Source organism: Streptomyces sp. NPDC059740 (assembly GCF_042733155.1).
Lineage (GTDB): Bacteria > Actinomycetota > Actinomycetes > Streptomycetales > Streptomycetaceae > Streptomyces.
In genome coordinates this window covers 62229-82509 of record NZ_JBHWGP010000005.1, presented here as the reverse complement: position 1 = coordinate 82509, position 20281 = coordinate 62229, and the positions used below count along the sequence as shown (strand labels likewise).

13 protein-coding genes are annotated in these 20281 nt (G+C 70.5%); 7 read left to right on the top strand and 6 right to left on the bottom strand.

Annotated features, from left to right (window positions below):
* Positions 1-12: 12 nt before the first annotated feature.
* On the top strand, positions 13-2445 hold the full coding sequence (locus tag ACFV3R_RS08680; protein ID WP_385577738.1) for a beta-L-arabinofuranosidase domain-containing protein: 2433 nt from the start codon (positions 13-15) through the stop codon (positions 2443-2445).
* Between the two features lie 74 nt (positions 2446-2519).
* On the opposite strand, the gene ACFV3R_RS08675 is transcribed toward ACFV3R_RS08680, so the two are convergent.
* Positions 2520-3128, bottom strand: a complete 609-nt coding sequence (locus ACFV3R_RS08675; protein WP_385577735.1) for a TetR/AcrR family transcriptional regulator — start codon at positions 3126-3128, stop codon at positions 2520-2522.
* 203 nt (positions 3129-3331) lie between these two features.
* Between ACFV3R_RS08675 and ACFV3R_RS08670 the strand changes: the two genes are divergently transcribed.
* Positions 3332-4537, top strand: a complete 1206-nt coding sequence (locus tag ACFV3R_RS08670; RefSeq protein WP_385577732.1) for an FAD-dependent oxidoreductase — start codon at positions 3332-3334, stop codon at positions 4535-4537.
* A 243-nt stretch (positions 4538-4780) separates the two neighbouring features.
* On the opposite strand, the gene ACFV3R_RS08665 is transcribed toward ACFV3R_RS08670, so the two are convergent.
* From ACFV3R_RS08665 to ACFV3R_RS08645, 5 genes are all read right to left on the bottom strand, one after another.
* Complete coding sequence (locus tag ACFV3R_RS08665; protein WP_385577730.1) at positions 4781-5833, bottom strand: RICIN domain-containing protein; 1053 nt, start codon at positions 5831-5833, stop codon at positions 4781-4783.
* Positions 5834-6130: 297 nt separating this feature from the next.
* Positions 6131-7138 carry an ABC transporter permease gene (locus ACFV3R_RS08660; protein ID WP_385577727.1) on the bottom strand — a complete coding sequence of 336 codons (1008 nt, stop codon included), beginning with the start codon at positions 7136-7138 and terminating at the stop codon, positions 6131-6133.
* Positions 7135-8100: an ABC transporter permease gene (locus ACFV3R_RS08655; RefSeq protein ID WP_385577724.1), complete on the bottom strand. Its 966-nt coding sequence runs from the start codon at positions 8098-8100 to the stop codon at positions 7135-7137. The genes ACFV3R_RS08660 and ACFV3R_RS08655 overlap by 4 nt, the downstream gene beginning before the upstream one ends.
* Positions 8100-9848, bottom strand: a complete 1749-nt coding sequence (locus ACFV3R_RS08650; RefSeq protein ID WP_385577721.1) for a sugar ABC transporter ATP-binding protein — start codon at positions 9846-9848, stop codon at positions 8100-8102. Before ACFV3R_RS08650 ends, ACFV3R_RS08655 begins: the two co-directional genes overlap by 1 nt.
* Positions 9849-9930: 82 nt before the next feature.
* Positions 9931-11046 (bottom strand): ABC transporter substrate-binding protein, encoded by a 1116-nt coding sequence (locus ACFV3R_RS08645; RefSeq protein WP_385577718.1) that lies wholly within the window; start codon positions 11044-11046, stop codon positions 9931-9933.
* Between the two features lie 707 nt (positions 11047-11753).
* Here ACFV3R_RS08645 and ACFV3R_RS08640 point away from each other — a divergent pair.
* The 5 genes from ACFV3R_RS08640 to ACFV3R_RS08620 all read left to right on the top strand — a co-directional run bounded on the left by ACFV3R_RS08640 (position 11754) and on the right by ACFV3R_RS08620 (position 20063).
* Positions 11754-13232, top strand: coding sequence for a hypothetical protein (locus ACFV3R_RS08640; RefSeq protein ID WP_385577715.1), 1479 nt, complete (start codon positions 11754-11756; stop codon positions 13230-13232).
* A 695-nt stretch (positions 13233-13927) separates the two neighbouring features.
* On the top strand, positions 13928-14908 hold the full coding sequence (locus tag ACFV3R_RS08635) for an ABC transporter permease (RefSeq protein WP_385577712.1): 981 nt from the start codon (positions 13928-13930) through the stop codon (positions 14906-14908).
* 51 nt (positions 14909-14959) lie between these two features.
* A complete protein-coding gene (locus ACFV3R_RS08630; protein ID WP_385577709.1) occupies positions 14960-16123 on the top strand; it encodes an ABC transporter permease in 1164 nt (387 codons plus the stop codon).
* A gap of 55 nt (positions 16124-16178) precedes the next feature.
* The gene (locus tag ACFV3R_RS08625) at positions 16179-18299 is read left to right on the top strand and encodes a dipeptide ABC transporter ATP-binding protein (RefSeq protein ID WP_385577707.1); all 2121 of its coding nucleotides are present in this window, start codon (positions 16179-16181) and stop codon (positions 18297-18299) included.
* Between the two features lie 69 nt (positions 18300-18368).
* Positions 18369-20063 carry an ABC transporter family substrate-binding protein gene (locus tag ACFV3R_RS08620; RefSeq protein ID WP_385577704.1) on the top strand — a complete coding sequence of 565 codons (1695 nt, stop codon included), beginning with the start codon at positions 18369-18371 and terminating at the stop codon, positions 20061-20063.
* Positions 20064-20281 lie beyond the last annotated feature (218 nt).

Here is a 20281-nt window from a genome sequence, read left to right as displayed (position 1 = left end):
CCGGAGTGTCCCGTGCCTCTCACCCGCCGCAGTTTCGTACACGGTGCCGTCGCCACCGGCGCCGCCCTGGGCTCCCTGGCCGGGCTCGCCCCTGCCGCGCAAGCGGCCGTGGCCCCCGCCGCCGGCGGCCTCTACACGCCGAACGCCCAGCCGCTGGCCCCCACCGCCTTCCTCCGGCTGCCGCCGGGCAGCGTGAGGGCCAAGGGGTGGCTTGCCGAACAGCTCAGGCTGCAACTCGACGGACTGTGCGGGCGGTACCAGGAGGTCTCGCACTTCCTCGACCGCGACACCACCGGGTGGATCACCCCGAGCCGTACGGGCTGGGAGGAAGTGCCCTACTGGCTGCGGGGCTACGGCGACCTCGCCTACGTCACCGGCGACACCACCGCACTGGACACCACCGAGCGCTGGCTGACCGGTATCCTCGCCACCGTCCAGTCCGACGGTTTCCTCGGCCCGACCTCGCTGCGGACCTCACTGAACGGCGGCCCCGACTTCTGGCCCTACCTGCCGCTGCTCCAAGCCCTGCGCAGCCGGCACGAGTTCACCGGGGACGCCCGGGTCCTCAGCGCGCTGACGGGGTTCCTGCGCTACATGCACGCCCAGCCCGGCTCGGTCTTCGCCTCCAGCTGGATCTCCTACCGCACCGCCGACGCCCTCGACACGGTGTACTGGCTGTTCAACCGCACCGGCGACAGCTACCTGCTCGAACTTGCCGACACGCTCCACCGCAACGGAGCCGACTGGGTCGAGAACCTCCCCACCCCGCACAACGTCAACATCGCCCAGGGCTTCCGCGAGCCCGCCCAGTACGCCCTGCGCGCCCCCGACCCGAAGCTGACGGCAGCCACCTACCACGACTACACCTCCGTCCTGGGCAGCTACGGCCAGTTCCCCGGTGGGGGCTTCGCGGGCGACGAGAACTACCGTGCCGGCCACGGCGACCCCCGGCAGGGCTTCGAGACCTGCGGCATCGTGGAGTTCATGGCCAGCCACGAACTGCTCACCCGCATCACCGGCGACCCGGTGTGGGCCGACCGCTGCGAGGACCTGGCCTTCAACTCCCTGCCCGCCGCCCTCGACCCGCAGGGAAGGGGGGTGCACTACATCACCAGCGCCAACAGCGTCGACCTCTCCGACACCGCCAAGACCCAGGGCCAGTTCCAGAACACCTTCGCCATGCAGGCGTACATGGCGGGCGTCGACCAGTACCGCTGCTGCCCGCACAACTACGGCATGGGCTGGCCCTACTTCACCGAGGAACTCTGGCTGGCCACCCCCGACGCCGGACTCTGCGCGGCGATGTACGCGGCGTCCGCCGTCACCGCCAAGGTCGCCGACGGCACCAGCGTGACCTTCACGGAGACCACCGACTACCCCTTCACCGACACGGTCACCCTCAGGCTCAGTGCGCCCCGCGACCTCACCTTCCCGCTCTACCTCCGCATCCCCGGCTGGTGCGGGGCCCCGCGGCTGGAGGTCAACGGTGCACAGCAACACGCCGCTGCCGGCCCCTCGTTCGCGGTCCTCAGGCGCACCTGGCGCGACGGCGACACCGTCACCCTGCACCTGCCCCAGCAGACCGCCGTGCGCACCTGGGACGCCAACCACCACAGCGTCAGCGTGGACCACGGCCCCCTCACCTACAGCCTGCGCATCGACGAGGACCATGTACGGGCCGGCGGCAGCGACACCTTCCCGACCACCGAGGTCCACGCCGCCTCCGAGTGGAATGTCGGCCTCGCCCTGGGCACCGGCGACCCGGCCGCCGCCCTGAGCTTCACCGGCGCCACCGGCACGCTCCCCGCAAACCCCTTCACCCCGCAGACCGCCCCGGTCCGCATCACCGCCCCCGCTCGCCGCGTCACCGGCTGGACCGCCGACGGTGAACGGGTGGTCACCACCCTGCAGGACGCCCCCGCCCTCGGTACCGGCGACACCCGCGAGGTCACCCTCGTCCCCATGGGAGCCGCGCGACTGCGCATCACCGCCTTCCCCACCGTCGCCGACGGCGGCACCGGCTGGACCACCGACTGGTTCCGCCTGCGCAACCGCAACAGCGGCAAGGTGCTGGGAGTGGACCAGATGTCCACCGCGAACAGCGCCCGGGTCGTCCAGTACGAGGACAACGGGACCGACGACCACCTCTGGCAGCTCGTGGACGACGGCAGCGGATGGCTGCGCCTGCGCAACCGCAACAGCGGCAAGGTGCTGGCGGTGGACGGGATGTCCACCGCGAACAGCGCCCGGGTGGTGCAGTTCGACGACAGCGGGACGGCCGACCACCTCTGGCAGCTCGTCGACGACGGCGGTGGCTGGGTCCGGATCCGCAACCGCAACAGCGGCAAGGTGCTGGGAGTGGACCAGATGTCCACCGCGAACAGCGCCCAGGTGGTGCAGTACGAGGACAACGGGACCGACGACCACCTCTGGCAGCTGCTCTGAGGCAGCAGGTCCACCCGGCGAAGGGGCGGGCCCCTCCGCCGCGTCCTGCGTCGCGGCGCTCGCGGCGCCGGAGGCTACGCGCCGTCCCCCTGCCCCTCCGGTGCCGTGAGCGCCCCGGCCAGGGCGACAGTGGCCGCTCGCGCCGCCTCGATGACGTCCTCCGGTGCGGCGTCCGTCCCCTGGGCGGAGAGCAGCGCCGCGCCCGCGGTGTCGAAGGCCATGCGCAGCAGGAGGCGGCGCCGGGGGTCCGCGTCCTCGCCCGCCAGTGCGTCGACCACCTCGCCGAAAGCGCTGCGCACGTCCTGGCCGCTCGCGGTGAGCCGCCGCATGAGCGGCTGGTTGGCATGCGCCATCCGCATCGCCTGGAGATTCTCCGGCGTCGTCGCCGACACCCACCGCAGCGCCGCCCGCAGCGGCAGGTCGGCGGTCCGGGGCTGCGCGGCGATCCAGTCCAGCAGCTCCGTCACGTCCTGCCGGCGCTGGGCCGTCAGGCTCGCCAGGATCTCCTCCTTGTTGCGGAAGTGGTAGTAGAGCGAGGACTTCGTCAGCCCCAGCTCCTCGGAGATGTCCCTGGTCGAGGTGGCCTCGTAGCCCTTCTCGGTGAACAGGCGCAGGGCGACGCGCAGGATCTGCGCGCGGGTCTCGGCGCCGCTGCGCCGTCCGTCTCCGGTGCTGGTGGACATCTTTCTCCTTCTCGTCGCCCCCACCCTAGCTTGCTTACCGACCGCCCGTTCAGCTAGGTTCCCTTACCGAACGCCCGTTAAGTATCTGCCGGGCTGCGTCCGCAGCGCGGAGACCGCGCGGGAGGGCGCGACTGCGCGGAGCCGTGATGACGCTCCACGGAGACCGCGCGCCCGCAGCCCTCGCAAACACCTGGAGAGCACCCATGAGCCAACCCCGAATCGCCGTCGTCGGTGCAGGCCCCGGCGGTCTGATGTGCGCCCGTGTACTGCAGCGGCACGGCATCGAGGTGGTCGTCCACGAGGCCGACGCCGCCGTGGACGCCCGTGACGCCGGCGGCACCCTGGACCTCCACGCCGACTCCGGTCAGATAGCGATGGAGGACGCCGGACTGGCCGAAGCGTTCCACGCCGTCGCCCGGCCCGAGGGCCAGGCCAAGGCCCGGCTGGACCAGCACGGCACCATCCTGAGCTCCTTCGTCCCCGAGGACGGGGACACCGCGGCCCCCGAGATCGACCGCGGCGCGCTGCGCGCCCTGCTCGCCGCTCACCTCGCCCCGGACACCGTCCGGTGGGGACACCGGCTCACCGCGGCCACGCCCCTGGCCGGCGGCAGGCACCGCCTCGACTTCACCGACGGTACGTACGAGGAGGCCGACCTGGTGATCGGCGCCGACGGTGCGTGGTCCCGCGTCCGCCCCCTGGTCTCCGACGCCGCCCCGCACTACAGCGGCGTCTCCTTCCTGGACGCCCGCTACGAGGACGTCGACCGCCGGCACCCCGGCATCGCCCGCCTCGTCGGCGACGGCCACGCCTTTGCCACCGACGGACAGGGCAGGGCCGTCATCGGCCAGCGCAACGCCGACGGTGTCGTCCGCGCCTACCTGGCCCTGCGCACCGACCTCGACTGGCACGCCCGCGCCGGCGTCGACCTGCACGACACCGCCGCCGTCCGCTGCTTCCTGCTGGCCGAGTTCGCCGACTGGGCGCCCGAACTGCGCGCCTTCCTCACCGACAACGACGGCGACTACGTCAACCGCCCCCTGCACGCCCTGCCCGCCCCGCTGACCTGGCCCCACACCCCGGGCGTCACGCTGCTCGGCGACGCGGCCCACCTGATGGCGCCGTTCGGCGGGTTCGGCGCCAACCTGGCCCTGCTGGACGCCGCAGAGCTGGCCCACGCCCTCGCCGAGGGCCCCACCCTCGACGCAGCCGTCACCCGCTACGAGAAGGCCATGTGGGCCCGGACCGGGGAGTTGGCCGTCCAGGCCAACCAGGCCCTCGCACGGTTCTTCGCGGTCGACGGCCGGTCGGACCAGGGAGCCCCGGACCACGGGGCCGAACACCGCCGCTACCGCCGGGCCGCCGCGGAGTATCGCGCGCAGGCGGGGCAAGCCGGCGGCCGGGGCTGACCTGCCGGCTCCACCCCGTCGCCGCTCTGCTGTGCGGGACGAGGACTTCCGCTGGTGCGACGGCTTGGCGGAGCGCGTGGCGTGGCGCCGCCCTCCGGTTCCCCGCACCCTGGGAGACCCGGAGCCGCGAGGGCGCACCGGCGCGCCAGGTCCCGGCACGAGCGTGCCGGGACCTCGGCGTGTCGTCGAAGTCCCGCCCGCCCGGCGGTGAACGACACCACTTCGGGGACGCGCCCTGCCGGATCAGCCGCCGCAGGTCGTGAACTGCGGGCCGGTCTTCGCCAGGTAGACGCTGGCGTGGCCCTGGTCGTCACCGGTCAGCGGCACCGTGACGGTGTCATGGGCCTTCCACGGGTAGCCGCCTGCGTCGAAGGTCCAGTCGCCGGTCACCTTCGTCGCCAGCTCCGAGAGCGCCACCCAGCCGTACTCCTGCGGTGGCACGGTGATCTCCAGACTGTTCCCGAGCTCCTGACTCAGGCTGTAGCTGACCTTCCCCGTGGTGGTGAGGCCGACGCTCGTCTGGACGGGGCTCGGCTCCCCCACGGTGATCTTCGACTCGAAGGAGACGCTGATCTCGCTCGACCAGCCGCTGCTGGTGGTCAGTGAGAACGTCCACGGCACCGGTGCGCCGGTGCCGTTGTACCAGACGGGTGAGACGCACTGGGTGGGAAGCGGTTCGGCCGGGGCCTGGGAGCCCTTCGTCCACGCGCACGTCGTGGCGTCCTTCTGGCAGCGCAGGGAAGCGTAGTCCACGGCCTCCCGGAAGGCGGCGTCGGAGGCTGACGCGGGGATGACCCACTGCTGCGCCCTGGTTCCGTTGCAGTCGTAGGTGTCGGTCCACGCATCGTCGTTCTGGGCGGCCAGGACGACGTCGACGCACTTGTTGTCACCGGCGTTGCGGATCATGAACGTGTCGTCGGCTCCGGTGACGGGCTGGAAGTACCAGCGCTGGCCGGCCGCCCCGGTGCACGACTGCTGCTTGAGCGGCAGGCCCGTCTCCACGCACTTGCCGGTGTCGTCGTTGGAGACGGTGAAGGACCCGTCAGCCTGCGGGTTGGCGCTCCACTTCTGGTGGTAGCCGGGAGCGGCGTTGGTGACCAGGAAGACGCCGTTGCCCGTGTTGCCGTTCTGCACGTCCAGGTTCCGGCCACTGTTGACCGAGGTGAACGTCAGACCGGTCAGGCCCGACGCGGAACCCTCTTCGGCACGGGCCGTGCCGGTCTGCACGGTCAGGCCGAGGACGACGGCCAGCGCCGCCACGAGAACGGTGAACGCTCTGGGTAAGACATCGCCCACACACGACTTCATGTCGGATCCCCCTGTGATCAGTGCGTTGATGACGCGATGACGCCCGTCACGCTAGCGCCGTCCTCCGGCCGGCAGGGGATCCGCTGTGACAATGGCCGACACTGGGAGGTCTTCGGCCGGAGGCGCACCGGCAGACCGTCCGGAGGCGCACCGGCGGACCGTCCGGAGGCGCACCGCGGGCGGTCACCTGACCCGCTCGGCGGGAGGCGGCTGCGGCCCGGCGCGGGGCCGCCGCCGCGGTCGCCCCGTTAGCGGTCGGCGGCGCCCCGCGGACGGCCGCCGCCGTCAGGGGAGTTGCTGGGTGCGGCTCAGCAGCGTCTGCAACAGCACCACCACCGCCAGGAACGCGCCGTTGACCGTGTCGGTGAAGGCGGACCCGTACTGCGAGAAGTAGTGGTCGATCAGGTTGTGGATGACGGCGAGCAGCAGCACCCCGCTGACCGTGCCGGCGACGGAACCGCTGCCACCGGTCAGCAGCGTTCCGCCGATCACCACCGCGGCGATGGCCGTCAGTTCGTAGCCGACGCCGATCGTCGTCACCCCCGACCCCAGCCGCGAGGCGGCCAGCGCCCCGGCCCCCGCCGAGAGGGTGCCGGAGAGGACGTAGACCAGCGTCTTGGCCCGCGCCACCGGCAGGCCCATCAGCAGCGCGGCGTTCTCGTTACCGCCCATCGCGGTGAGCGTCGCACCGAAACGGGTGCGGGTCAGCAGCAGGGCGCCGGCCGCGAACAGCACCACCACGATGAGGACCGGCACCCACGTCCCGTCACCGAAGCGGCGGAAGAAGGAGTCCTTGGGCACCAGGAACGTCGTCGAGCCCTCGTCGGTGAGCGCCTGGAGGAGGCCGCGGGCACCGAGCAGACCGGCGAGCGTCACGATGAACGGCGCCATCCGCGCCCGTGCCACCAGCAGCCCCTGCACCGTGCCCCAGGCCGCCCCGACAGCGAGCGGCAGCAGCAAGGCCGCCCACGTACCGGCCCGGGAGCCCTCCGCCGCGAGCACGCCGCCCAGGGCGTACATCGAGCCCACGGACAGGTCGATGCCCCCGGTGATGATCACGAAGGTCATGCCGAGGGCCAGCAGCCAGACGAACGCGTTGTTGCCGAGGATGCTGCCCACGTTGGAGGAGGTGGCGAACGTCGAGGAGGTGAGGGAGGCGACCACCACGACGAGGACCAGCACCACGAGCGCCCCACGTCGCTGGACCTGTGAGGCCAGCCGTTCCCGCAGGGGGACGCGGAGGTCCTGGTCCGCGCCGGGCGCGTCGGGCGCGACGGCGGTGACGGAACTCATCGGGTACCACGCTCCTGGGAGGCGTAGACGGCGAGACAGATGATGACGGCCTCGACGAGCTGCGTGTACGAGGCGGGGACGTCGTGCTGGGTGAGCACGGCGGTGATGAGCTGCATGAACAGGGCACCGGCCACCGTGCCCAGGACCCGCACCCGGCCGCCGCTGAGGGGCGTGCCGCCCACGACCACCGCGGTGATCGCGTTGAGCTCCATGTTGAGCCCCTGGTGCGCGGGGTCGGCTGCCGCCCCGTGACCGACGATCATCACGCCCGCCAGGGCGGCCAGCACCCCGGAGAGGACGTAGACGGTCAGCAGCACCCGGCGCACCGGCAGCCCGGCCAGACGGCTGGCGGCACGGTTGTCACCGACCGCCACCAACTGCCGCCCGAAGGTGGTGCGGTGGACCAGGAAGCCGGTCAGCAGCGCCGCGGCCAGGGCCAGCCACGCCATCACGGGCACGCCGGCCAGGTTGTCGGAGCCCAGAGCGAGCAGGCCGGGCTCGACGACGGGTTTGGCGGAGTTGCCGTTGACCAGTTCGGCCACACCGCGCAGTCCGATCATGAGTGAGAGCGTCGCCACGATCGGCTGCACACGGGTGAAGGCGACCATGGCTCCGCCGACGAGGCCCGAGACCACACCGACCACCAGGGCCACCAGCAGGGCGACCGGCAGCCCCCACCCGATGTACAGCGGCACCGCGGCCGCGGCCAGCGCGATCACCGCTCCCACCGACAGGTCGATGCCCTCGGTGCCGATGACCAGGGACATGCCCAGGGCCACCAGCAGCGTCGGCGCCACCTGGAAGAGCTGGATGCGCACGTTGGCCGGCGAGAGGAACTGGGAGTCCAGCGCCACCGCCACCACCACGAGCACGAGCAGCGCGGCGTAGACGCCGTAGGTCTGGAGCAGCCGCAGCACCCGGGCACGGTCCAGGGCGCCACCCGGCAAGGTGGTGGAAGTCATCAGCGGCCCTCCTCCGGCCTGTTGTGCGCTTTCGCCGCCCCCGCCGTGGGAGGCGCGGAGGCAACGGCCGTTCCGGTCGGCCCGCCCGGGGGGACGGTTTTCTGGCCGGCCCCGGCCGCGGGGGTGTCCGCCCCGTCGGGTTCGGACGCGGGGGTGTCCGTCCGGGGAGGACCGGGTGCGGGGGCCCCGGCGGGCGCCGCTGCGGTGGGTTCGGCAGCGGCGGCGAGGGTGTCGAGCAGCCGCTCCTCGGTGACCTCCTCGCCGCTCAGGTGCCCCACGACCCGGCCGTCCTTGAGGACGACGACCCGGTCGGACCCCTCCACCAGCTCCTCCAGGTCCGAGGAGATCAACAGCACTCCGAGCCCGTCACCGGCGAGTTCGTCCACCAGCGACTGGACCTCGGCCTTGGCCCCCACGTCGATGCCGCGGGTCGGCTCGTCCAGCAGCAGGACCTTCGGGTGGAGCGCCAGCCACCGGGCCAGCATCACCTTCTGCTGGTTGCCGCCGGAGAGGTCGCTGACCTTCTGGTCCGGGCCCGAGGCCTTGATCTGCAGCCGGTCCATGAAGTACCGCACCACCTCCTCCTGCCGGGCGCGCGAGACGATCCCGGCGCGGGACAGGCGCGGCAGTGCCGCCAGGGTGATGTTCTCGCGGACCGAGAGTCCGGGGATGATGCCCTCGGCCTTGCGGTCCTCCGGCAGCATCACGACGCCGGCCCGGATGGCCCCGGCCGGGGTACGCCGCCGCAACTGCCGGCCGTCGACCTCCACCGCACCACCTTCGGTGGGCAGCGCACCCACGATCGCCTTGGCGGTCTCGCTGCGCCCGGCGCCCAGCAGCCCGCCGAGCCCGACCACCTCACCCGGCCGCACCTCCACGCCGACACCGTGCACCCGGTGCCGGACCGTCAGGTCCTCGGCGCGCAACGCCGGGGCGCCCTCACGCCTCTCGTGGCGGTCACTGTCGAAGGCCGTGGTCCCCTCGGCGCGCACGGTGGACATCTCCCGGCCCAGCATCAGCGAGATCAGGCGCAGCCGTTCCAACTCGGCCATGGCGCCGGTGTGCACCACCCGCCCGTCGCGCATGACGGTGACCCGGTCGCAGACCGCGTACAGCTCGTCGAGACGGTGGCTGACGTACACCACCGCGATGCCCTGGTCGCGCAGGCCGCGGATGACGGAGAAGAGCGTCTCCACCTCGCGGGGCTCCAGGGAGGAGGTGGGTTCGTCCATCACGACCACCCGGGCGTCCACCTGCACCGCACGGGCGAGGGCCACCATCTGCTGTGCCCCGAGCCCCAGGGTCCGCAACGGCCGCGTGACGTCCACGCGCAGGCCGTAGCGCTCCTGGATCTCGGCGGCCCACCGGTTCATGCGGCGCTGGTCGACGAGACCGAAGCGCCGCGGCTCGCGTCCCAGGAAGAGGTTGCGCGCCACCGACATCAGCGGGACGAGGTTGACCTCCTGGTAGATCGTCGAGATACCGGCCGCCTGCGCCTCCAGCGGGTTGCGGAACTCCCGGTCGACGCCGGCGAACCGGACCCGCCCGGTGTCGGGCCGGTAGACGCCGGTCATGACCTTGATGAGGGTCGACTTGCCGGCCCCGTTCTCACCGATGAGGGCATGGACCTCGCCGGCACGCAACCGGAAGTCGACGTCGCGCAGTGCGTGCACGCCGGCGAAGCTCTTGTTCACACCCGCCACGTCCAGTACGGGCTCGGGCGGGGCCTGCGGGTCCTCGTGGACCACTGTGTTCCTCCTCGTCACTTCCCCGACGTGCCGGCGGACCGGGCCCGGGGAGGGCCCGGCCACTGGCGGTGACGGCCCGGCCTCAGTACACCAGGCCGTCGTCCAGGGCCTGTTGCGCATTGGTCTTGGCGAAGTGGCCGTCCTTGATGATCACCTTGGACTGGACGCCCTTGGTGCCGTAGAAGTCCTTCAGTGCCTGGAAGGCGAGCGGACCGAAGCGCGGGTTGGTCTCGATGTCGGCCGCCAGGGCGCCGGAGGCGACGTTCTGCACCGCCTGGCGCGTGCCGTCGATGGAGACCACCTGGATGTCCTTGCCCGGGGTCCGGCCGGCCGAGCGGATGGCCTGGAGGGCGCCGAGGGCCATCTCGTCGTTCTCCGCGTAGACGGCGTCGATGTCGGAGTGGGCCTGGAGGAGCTGCTCCATGACCTTCTGGCCCTCGGTCTGCGTGAAGTTGGCCGTCTGCGAGGCGACCACCTTCATCTTCGGGTACTTGGCCTTGAGCTGGTCCTGGAAGCCCTTGGTGCGGTCGGTCGAGACGTTGTTGCCGGGCGTGCCGGTCAGGATCGCGACGTGCCCGTCGCTACCGGTGGCCTTCGCGAGGTCGTCCGCGGCGATCTTCGCCTGCCCGTAGAAGTCCGAGCCGATGAAGGACATGAAGTCGTCACAGGCCTTGCCGCCGACGGTACGGTCGATGGTGAGCACCGGGATCTTCTTGGCCTTGGCCTTGGCGAGGGCGGGGCCGAGGCCGTCGGAGTTCTCCGGCGCGACGATCAGCACCTTGGCGCCCTGCGCGATCATGTCCTCGATCTGCGAGTTCTGGGCGTTGACGTCGGCGTTGGCGTTGCGCTGGATCAGCTTGACGCCCAGCTTCTTGGCCTGCGACTCGATGCTCTTGGTCTCGGTCGCGCGGAACGGGTTGCTGGTCGACTCCGACTGGGAGAACCCGACCACCGTCTTGCCGTCGGTGACGTCGACCTTCGGCACCCCGCCGGCGTAGTCCTTGTAGGTGCACGCCGGGCCGCTCGCGGACTGGGAAGGCGAGGCCACCTCCTGAGCCGCCGCCGAACTGTCGGAGGAGGCTTTGGACGAGGAACCACCGCCTTCCGAGCCCGAGTTGGTGCACGAGGTGGCGACGAGGCAGAGGGCTGCGGCGGTCAGTGCCGCAGCGGTGGTCCTGACCCGGTCAGTGGCGGTCATGGAGTGATCACATCCTCGTGATGCGCGGAGCGGGTGGCCCCGGAGACGAGGGCGGTGGGAGAAGCCGTCACGGCACGCCAACCCTCTTGTGACAGGGAGAACTTGCTTGATTGCAACGATGTAAGGAGGACATTGGGCCACCGTCGACAGGACTGTCAAGAGTCGTGCGAGGCTCCGGTGGCCTGTCGTTACCGGACCGGTTCCGGGGGCGGTGCCCCCAGGGATACGGCGGTGCCCCCAGGGATACGGCGGTGCCGGCGAGGGGGGGCAGCAGCGTCGGGGGACGGCAGGAGTGGCGAGGCCGCTGACGTCCTGCTGGCGGTATGCCGCCGGGCGGACGTCCGCACGCCGCTGGAGCGCCGCCGGACCGCTGCCGAGGTGGGTGGTGCGATGGCCGGTCGGCGCACTGACCGTCACCGGAACGCGACGCGGTCAACCGCCGTCCCGCTGCGTCCTTGCGGGACGCAGCGGCAGAGGGGCGGAACGGAAAGGGGGGCACCGGGCGACAGGCCTGGTGGCACGGTGTTTCCAACGTTGTACCAACAGGCGGTCGGCCACGTTGTGTGACGCATGGCGGCGAGGGGGGTGGCCGTCCGGGCGCGCCGCTGCGCAGTCCTTCTCTGCGGTAGCCGACTGCCCATAAAGCGTCGAATATTGACATACTGGACACGCGGCATCTGTCCCGGCCATCGCGCGAGGAGCCACGCATGGATGACGAGGCCGAGAGCTTCGAGGAACGGGGTGCGGAGGTCGACCGCCGTGAGGCGGAGGACGAGGAACGCGACCGGGAGCCACACTCCGGCAGGGAGCCCAAGGAGGGCACCGTCGTCCCGGCCGAGGAGGGCCCGGCGCCCACCCGCACCGAGGACCCCGACGTCTACCTGGACGTCCCGAACGTCAGCGTCGAGGAGATCGAACTCGACGTGGAGGACCTGCGGGCCCGCGTCTCCCTCCAGGCCGAGGTGCTCGACCTGCTGAAACTGAACGTCGGAGCCGACGTGTCACTGGGACGGGTGCACCTGGGCATCAAAGGTGTCCAGGCCCAGGCCCAGCTCAGAGTGCGGCTGGACAACGTCGCCTCGATCATCAACCGCGTCCTGGCCACGCTCGACCACAACCCGCAGATCCTGGAGCAGCTGGCCAAGGGCGTCAGCTCGGCCGTCGAGGACGTCGGCAGCGGAGCGGAGCGCGCGGTCGGCGAACTGGGCCGCGGCGCGGGTGGCGCGGTCGAGGAGGTCGGCCACGGCGCCGGGGGAGCGGTGCAGGACGTGGGCAAGGGTGCCGGCGGCGCCGTGCAGGACGTGGGGAAGGGCGCGGGCGGGGCGGTCCAGGAGGTGGGCAAGGGCGCCGGGGGAGCGGTCGACAAGGTCGGCGAGGGAGCGGGGTCGGCCGTCGAGGACGTCGGAGGCGGCGCGGGCCGTGCCACCGAGGAGGTGGGGCGCGGTGCCGGCGACGCGGCCGAAGGAGTCGGCAAGGGCGTCGAGGACGTGGGGAAGGGCGCCGGCAGCGCGGTGGAGGACGTCGGTGAGGGCGCCGAGGACGTCGCGGAAGGCGCAGGGAAGGCGACCGAAGAAGTCGGCGAGGAGGCCGGCGGCGCGGTCCGCGAAGCCGGTCGCGGAGCAGGCAAGGCCGCGGGGGAGGCGGGTGAGAACGTCGGCGAGGCCGCGGGGAAAGCGGGCGAGAGTGTCGGCGAGACGGCGAAGGAAGCCGGTGGCAAGGCCGGGGACCTCGCCGAAGAGGGCGTGGACAAGGCCGGCGAGGTGGCCGAGGAGGGAGCAGGGAAGGCCGGCAAGGTGGCCGAGGGGGCCGGGCAGGAGGCCGAGGAGGCGACCGGCCGGTCGGAGGGCGGGAAGGGCCGCGCCACCCGCTCCCGCAAGGCTGCGGACTCGCCTGAGGCCAGCCCACGCCGTCCCAGGCGGACCTCCGCACGGGCAGAGGATGACGAGGGCGAGGAGGAGGACGGCGGAGGACGGGCGTCCCGTTCGACGGCGCAGAGACGCCGGTCCCCCGAGACCTCACGCTCCCGGCGCTCCTCCTCGGACGACGCCCCGTCCCGCCCGCGACGGCGAACCGGCGAGGACGCGGACTCCGCCCGGCCATCCCGACGCCGAGGCCGCGACGAGGAGCAGGCCCCCTCGCGCCACTCCGGCCACCACAGCTCGGCCCGCCGACGGCTACCGCCGTGAAGCCGCGGTGAGACTCCGGCCGAACCGGACATCTCCTTCTCCGCCTCGGTGACCGGCGAGGACCTGCTGTTCACCGAGGCCCCGGAGACGAGCGTCGCCCTGTTCGGCAGCCCGGGACACTCCGGCTGGAGCGGCAGCGAGCGTGAGGGGCTGCCCGACCAGGTGGCCCCCGGTGAGGTGTACCGGCACGTTCGGGTGGACTACGCGCTGCGGAACTCCGCGGAGGCGGACGAGACGGTGTGGGCGGAAGAGATATCGGAAGCAGACTCGCGGAAGCGGGCCGGCTCCGAAGGAGACCAAGACGACCGGCCCAGGGGGGAAGCCTCTGAGGCGGACGAGCCGCCGGGGGGGGCTGAACGCGACGGAGGACTCACCTCCACACGTGTCGGCGATGTAAATTCTTCCCCAAGTTCACCTGCTCGAGGTCACGCTGACGAACAGTCCGCATAACGCTCTCGACTGTCCGAAAGGCGGTCACGCCTGGGAATGGCAGGTTGGTGATGGCTCGGAGGCGTGGTTTCCAAGGTCATGTCCCGAACGTCCGCTATATGCGGGCAAGTTGGCGTTATCCGTCCGTGAACTGTTCGTGATCGACAATTCGGTTGCGCCCCTCAAAGATGTTCGCTGATCCGCACCGCTCTCACCCGGCCGTCCCGCCCAGACATGCGGTGCGCACGAGGGGAGAGGCATCGCGCATGGGTCGCTATCTGCTGCGCCGGCTGGTCAACTATCTGGTGCTGGTGGTGGTCGCGGCGTCACTCACCTACTTCCTTGCGGGGTTGAGTCTCAACCCGCGGTTGAAGTTCGAGGGACGTAACCCACCGCTGTCCCAGGCTTCCATCGCCAGGACGCTGGACGACTACAACATGAACCCCGACACCCCGGTGGTCGTCCGCTTCGGGCACTGGGCGGACGGTGTCGTCCACGGTGACTTGGGGAGGACGATCGAAGGCGACGACGTCAGCGCCGACTTCGGTCGCCGGGTCGGTGTCTCCGCACGGCTCCTGCTCCTGGCCACCCTGGTGGGGTCGGTGCTGGGTGTGGCGGTGGGCGCTTTCGGAGCCATCCGGCAGTACAAGCTCTTCGACCGGTTCTCCACCCTGGCGAGTTTCTTCGTGCTGGCCATGCCCGTGTTCGTCATCGCGGTCGCCCTAAAGATCACGGCCACCGCGATCAATGACGGATCGCAGACGCTCAAGGTGCTGGGCGAGTACGACCCCCAGTACGCGGGCCAGTGGGGCTTCGACGCCCTGGTCAACCGAGCGCAGCACATGCTGCTCCCGGCCCTCACGCTGATCATCCTCCAGGTTGCCCTCTACAGCCGGTACCAGCGGTCGACCATGTTGGACGTCCTGGGAAGCGACTTCCTTCGCACCGCCAGGGCCAAGGGACTGAGGCGCCGCAAGGCTCTGGTCAAACACGGCCTGCGCACCGCGATCCTTCCGGTGGTGCCGCTCCTCGTCTACAACATCGTGCTGCTCTTCACCGGTGCCACCTTCACGGAGAAGACATTCGGCTGGCACGGCATGGGAGAGTTGCTGGTCGACTCCATCACCAAGCAGGACGTGAACTCCGTCGCCACCGTCGGCCTGTTCACCGCCGTGTTGGTGCTGATCGCCGGACTGCTCTCCGACGTGCTGTACGCGGCGCTCGATCCGCGCGTGCGGATCCGCTGACCCCGCACCGCTGACCGTCCCCCTTCCCACCGCACCTCAGGAGAGCGCGCGATGAGCGTCCAGCTTCCCCCCGCAACCGACCCCGTCGAGGGTCCGGCCCCCGTCGTGGAGGGGGAGGCCGAGGGCCGTCCGGCAAACGCCCCGACCTCCCGGTTCCGGCTCACGGTAAGGCGGTTCACCCGCAACCGCCTCGCGCTGGTCGGACTCTGCATCATCGTCCTGCTGTTCCTCGCCGCCTATGTCGGACCGTTCCTCACCAAGTGGGACTATCAGGAGCACGACTACCTGACCTTCCTGGGCACGCCGTCGGGCGACCACTGGTGGGGCACCACCCAGAGCGGGGTCGACCTCTTCGCCCTGACCATGCGAGGACTGCAGAAGTCCCTGGTCATCGGTCTGTTGGCTGGAGTGTTGTCCACCTTCCTCTCCGCGGTCGTCGGCTCCTTCGCCGCCTACTTCGGAGGGTGGGTCGACCGGGTCCTGATGTGGCTGGTCGACCTGCTGCTGGTGATGCCCTCGTTCCTGATCATTGCCGTCCTCTCGCCCACCTTCCGTGGCGCGACCTGGCTGGCCTTCGTCGGTCTGCTGGGCGCGTTCAGCTGGATGGTCACCGGCCGGGTGGTGCGGTCCATGACCTTCACCCTCAAGGACCGGGAGTTCGTGAGGGCGGCGAAGTACATGGGGGTACCTGCTCCCACCATCATCTTCCGCCACATCCTGCCCAGCATGGCTTCGATGCTGATCATCGACGTCGTCATCCAGGTGGGTGCCGCGGTCATCGGCGAAAGCAGCCTGTCCTATTTCGGATTCGGTGTGCAGCCCCCCGACGTCTCCCTCGGAACCGTTATCTCCGAGAACAGCGGCAACGCATCGACGTACCCATGGCTCTTCTTCTTCCCGGCGGGGTGCCTGGTCCTCATCGGCGTGGCCATCTCCTTCGTCGGGGACGGCTTGCGCGACGCCCTGGACCCCAACTCCACCGGGGCCAAGGCCCGGAGCACCCGGCGACGGGCCGGACGGACCGCGGCCACCAAGACGGCGCCCGCCTCGGCCGCCGTTCCCGCTCAGGGAGGTGGTTCCGCACTCCCCGCCACGACGGCCGGCGCCCCCCTGGTCTCCGACAGCGCCAGGCCGCAGGCCCGTGTGGAGGAGCACGAGGGGGCCGGTCCGGCCGACGGCCGCCCCCAGGCCGAGGACGCGGGTGGCGCTTCGTGAACCGGTACGCCACCGCCCCGTACAAGACCCCCGCGTTCCAGGAAGGACCCCACCGGTGACCGAGACCACGCCGGACCCCACCGCCGCATCTGCTGACGCGGCCGCCCCCGTCCTCGAAGTGCAGGATCTGCACGTCTCGTTCCCCAGCGAGGCCGGTGAGGTCCACGCCGTCCGCGGCGTCACCTACGCCGTCCGGCCCGGCGAGGTCCTGGGTATCGTCGGTGAGTCCGGCTCCGGAAAGTCCGTCTCCTCCATGGCGGTCCTGGGCCTCCTGCCCGACTCCGCCGAGGTGTCCGGTTCCGTTCGCCTCGGAGGCCGGGAACTGCTGCCACTGGACGACCGGGCGATGTCGGGTATCCGCGGCAACGACATCGGGATGGTCTTCCAGGACCCGCTCTCGGCCCTCACCCCCGTCTACACCGTCGGTGACCAGATCGTCGAGGCGATCCGCATCCACCAGCCGGTGGGCAAGGACGTGGCGCGCAAGCGTGCCATGGAACTGCTCGACCTGGTCGGCATCCCCGACCCACGGCGCCGGATCGACGCCTTTCCGCACGAGTTCTCCGGCGGTATGCGGCAGCGCGCGATGATCGCCATGGCGATCGCCAACGACCCCAAGGTCATCATCGCCGACGAGCCGACGACCGCCCTGGACGTCACCATCCAGGCCCAGGTGCTGGATGTCCTGAAGACCGCGCAGGAGGTCACCGGCGCGGCAATCGTCATGATCACCCACGACCTCGGCGTCATCGCGGGGTTCGCCGACCGGGTCCAGGTGATGTACGCCGGGCGGCCAGTGGAGACCGGCGGCGTCGATGACGTCTACTACCGGCCCCGCATGCCCTACACCATCGGACTGCTCGCTTCCGTCCCACGGCTCGACGAGTCCCGTTCCGGTGACGGGGCCCGGCAGGCGCTGGTTCCGGTCGAAGGCAACCCGCCCTCCATGGTCGACCTCGCACCCGGCTGCCCCTTCGCTCCCCGGTGCCCCGTCGCCGTGGACGTCTGCCGCACCACGGAGCCCGAACTCGCGGTGGCAGAGGAAGGGGACCATCCCACGGCGTGCCACCGCGCAGACGAGATCGGCACGAGCATCGCCCGGGACGAGGTCTACCCGGTGCCCGAACTGCCCGAGGCCACTTCGGTGGAGAGGCTGCCGCGCGGGGAACGGCCGACGGTGCTGGCACTCGACGGCCTCGTCAAGCACTTCCCACTGACCAAGGGCGGGCTGGTCAAACGGACGGTGGGCACTGTGCGTGCCGTCGACGGCATCAGCTTCGACATCCGGGAGGGTGAGACTCTGGGCCTGGTGGGAGAATCGGGATGCGGTAAGACCACGACCCTGCTGGAGATCCTCGACCTCCCCAGTGGCCAGGCCGGCACCGTCACCGTCTTCGGCAAGGACATCCGCGGCCTGAGCCGTACCGACCGCAAGGGGCTCCGCCGTGACATGCAAATCGTCTTCCAGGACCCCATGGCGGCACTGGACGCCCGTATGCCGATCGGCGACATCCTCGCCGAACCACTGAAGACGCACGGCTGGGACAAGCAACGGATCGCCGCCCGGGTGCCCGAGCTGCTGGAGATGGTTGGACTTGAGGCGTCCCACGCCGACCGCTACCCGCAGGAGTTCTCCGGCGGACAGCGTCAGCGCATCTCCATCGCCCGGGCGTTGGCACTGGAGCCCCGGCTCGTCATCCTCGACGAGCCCGTATCGGCACTCGACGTCTCCATTCAGGCCGGCGTGCTCAACCTCCTCGACGAACTCAAGTCCCGCCTCGGGCTGAGCTACCTCTTCGTCGCCCACGACCTGTCGGTCGTACGACACATCGCCGACCGCATCGCGGTGATGTACCTGGGACGTCTGGTCGAGGTCGGTGAGGCCGACACGGTGTTCGCCGCTCCGTCCCACCCCTACACCCAGGCCCTGCTCTCGGCGGTTCCGCTGCCCGACCCCGAGCGGGAGCGCACCCGGACCCGCATCCTGCTCAGCGGCGACCTGCCGTCCCCGGCCGACGTGCCCTCGGGCTGCCGCTTCGCCGGGCGCTGCCCGAAGTACGCCACGCTCGGCGAGGCCGACCAGGCCCGCTGCCGGGACGAGGACCCCGACTCCCGCACTCTCGGCGCCGATCACGTGGCGGCCTGCCACTTCGCAGCCGCCCGCGAGGTGGTCTGAGCCGGGGACCGGACCTCTGCCCCGTCCCTGTTCCGCACGCAACACCCGACACGATCAGAAAGAGGAACCGTGAAGGTCTCCCGATCACTCGCCCTCGTCGCGACCCTCGCGGCCTCGTCGCTGGTGCTCACCGCCTGCGGCGGCTCGGACGACGACGGCTCGAAGGCGGACAAGGCCCCGCCGAAGACCGAGGCCATCGACATCAACGCCAAGGACCCGTCCACCCTCAAGCAGGGCGGCACGTTCAACTGGGCCATCTCGCAGTTCTCCACCCAGTGGAACCAGCTCGAGATCGACGGCAGTGACGTGGCGACATCCGAGGTGATGCGCGCACTGGTGCCCTCCTTCTGGCACAGCACCGCCACCGGCGCGCAGGTGCCCAACAAGGCGTTCCTGCTCGGTGCCGACTCCAAGACGGTGGGGGGCAAGCAGGTCGTCACCTGGAACCTCAACCCGAAGGCCAAGTGGTCGGACGGCACCCCCATCACCTGGGAGGACGTCAAGGCCGAGAGCGATGCCATGAACGGCAAGAACAAGGCCTACAAGGTGGCCACCTCGGTCGGGTTCGAGCAGGTGGAGAGCGTCAAGAAGGGCAAGGACGACTACCAGGCGATCATGACCTTCGCCAAGCCGTTCGCGGACTGGAAGGGCATGTTCAACGCGGCGAACAACGAGCCGCTGATGCCCAAGAAGTACATGGCGGATCCCAAGCTCTTCAACACCGGCTACCTCAACAAGATGCCGGTCACCGCCAACGCCTTCAAACTGGGCAGCATCGACAAGTCCGCGCAGACCATCACCGTCGTCGCGGACCCGAAGTGGTGGGGCGACAAGCCGAAGCTCGACAAGATCGTCTTCCACGCGATGGACACCGCCGCCATGGCCAATGCCTTCGCCAACGGCGAGATCGACTACTTCGACGTCGGTGTCGACGCCTCGTCCTACAAGACGGCCTCCAAGGCCAGCGGCGGCGAGATCCGTGAGGCGGGCAGCCCCAACAACCGGATCTTCACGCTGAACGGCGACAGCCCCAAGCTGAAGGACCCGCGTGTGCGGCACGCGCTGTTCATGGCCACGGACCGCGCCACGATCGCCAAGTCCGACCTCAACGGCCTCGGCTGGAAGCCGCAGACCCTCGACAACAACCTTCTGGTCAACAACCAGAAGGGCTACCAGGACAACAGCGGCGAACTCGGCAAGTACAACCCGAAGGCCGCCGAGAAGTTGCTGGACCAGGCGGGGTGGAAGAAGAGCGGGGACGTGCGCAAGAAGGACGGCCAGGAGCTGTCCCTGCGCTTCGTCGTCCCGTCCGGCACGCCCGTCTCCACCAGCGAGGGGTCGATCGTGACCCAGATGTGGGCGAAGGTCGGGATCAAGGTCAAGGTCCAGACGGTCCCCATCAACGACTTCTTCGACAAATACGTGACGCCCGGTGACTTCGACGTCGCGCCCTTCAGCCTCTTCGCCACGCCGTTCCCTGCCAGTGGCGCCAGCAACTTCTACACCACCAAGGGCGGCAACAACGACGCCAACGCGGGCAGCAAGAAGCTGGACGACCTCCTCGCCGAGGCCGCGACCGACGCGAGCAACCCGACCCACCAGCTCGAGCTGATCAACAAGGCGGATGCCGAGGCCTGGCAGGTCGCCGGTTACATGCCGCTGTACCAGCGCCCCAACATCGCCGCCATCAAGAAGAACATCGCCAACATGGGCGCCATCGGCATGGCGGACGTCGTCTACGAGAAGATCGGGTACACCAAGTAGTGTAGATCCGTTCGACAGCTGTTCGGACGGCACTTGCACCTCAGCCGGGTCCGTGCTCCAGCGGACCCGGCTTCGCGGTGGCCCAGGGCCTCGCGTCGGGACAGACCCTCGATCGGAGCCATGGGCTTCCGTCGCGCCTCGGAGCCGCCCGACGGACGGCAGGGTGAGCGGGAGCAGGGCATCCGGGTGGGACGTCCTGCGGGCGCTGACAGACCGAC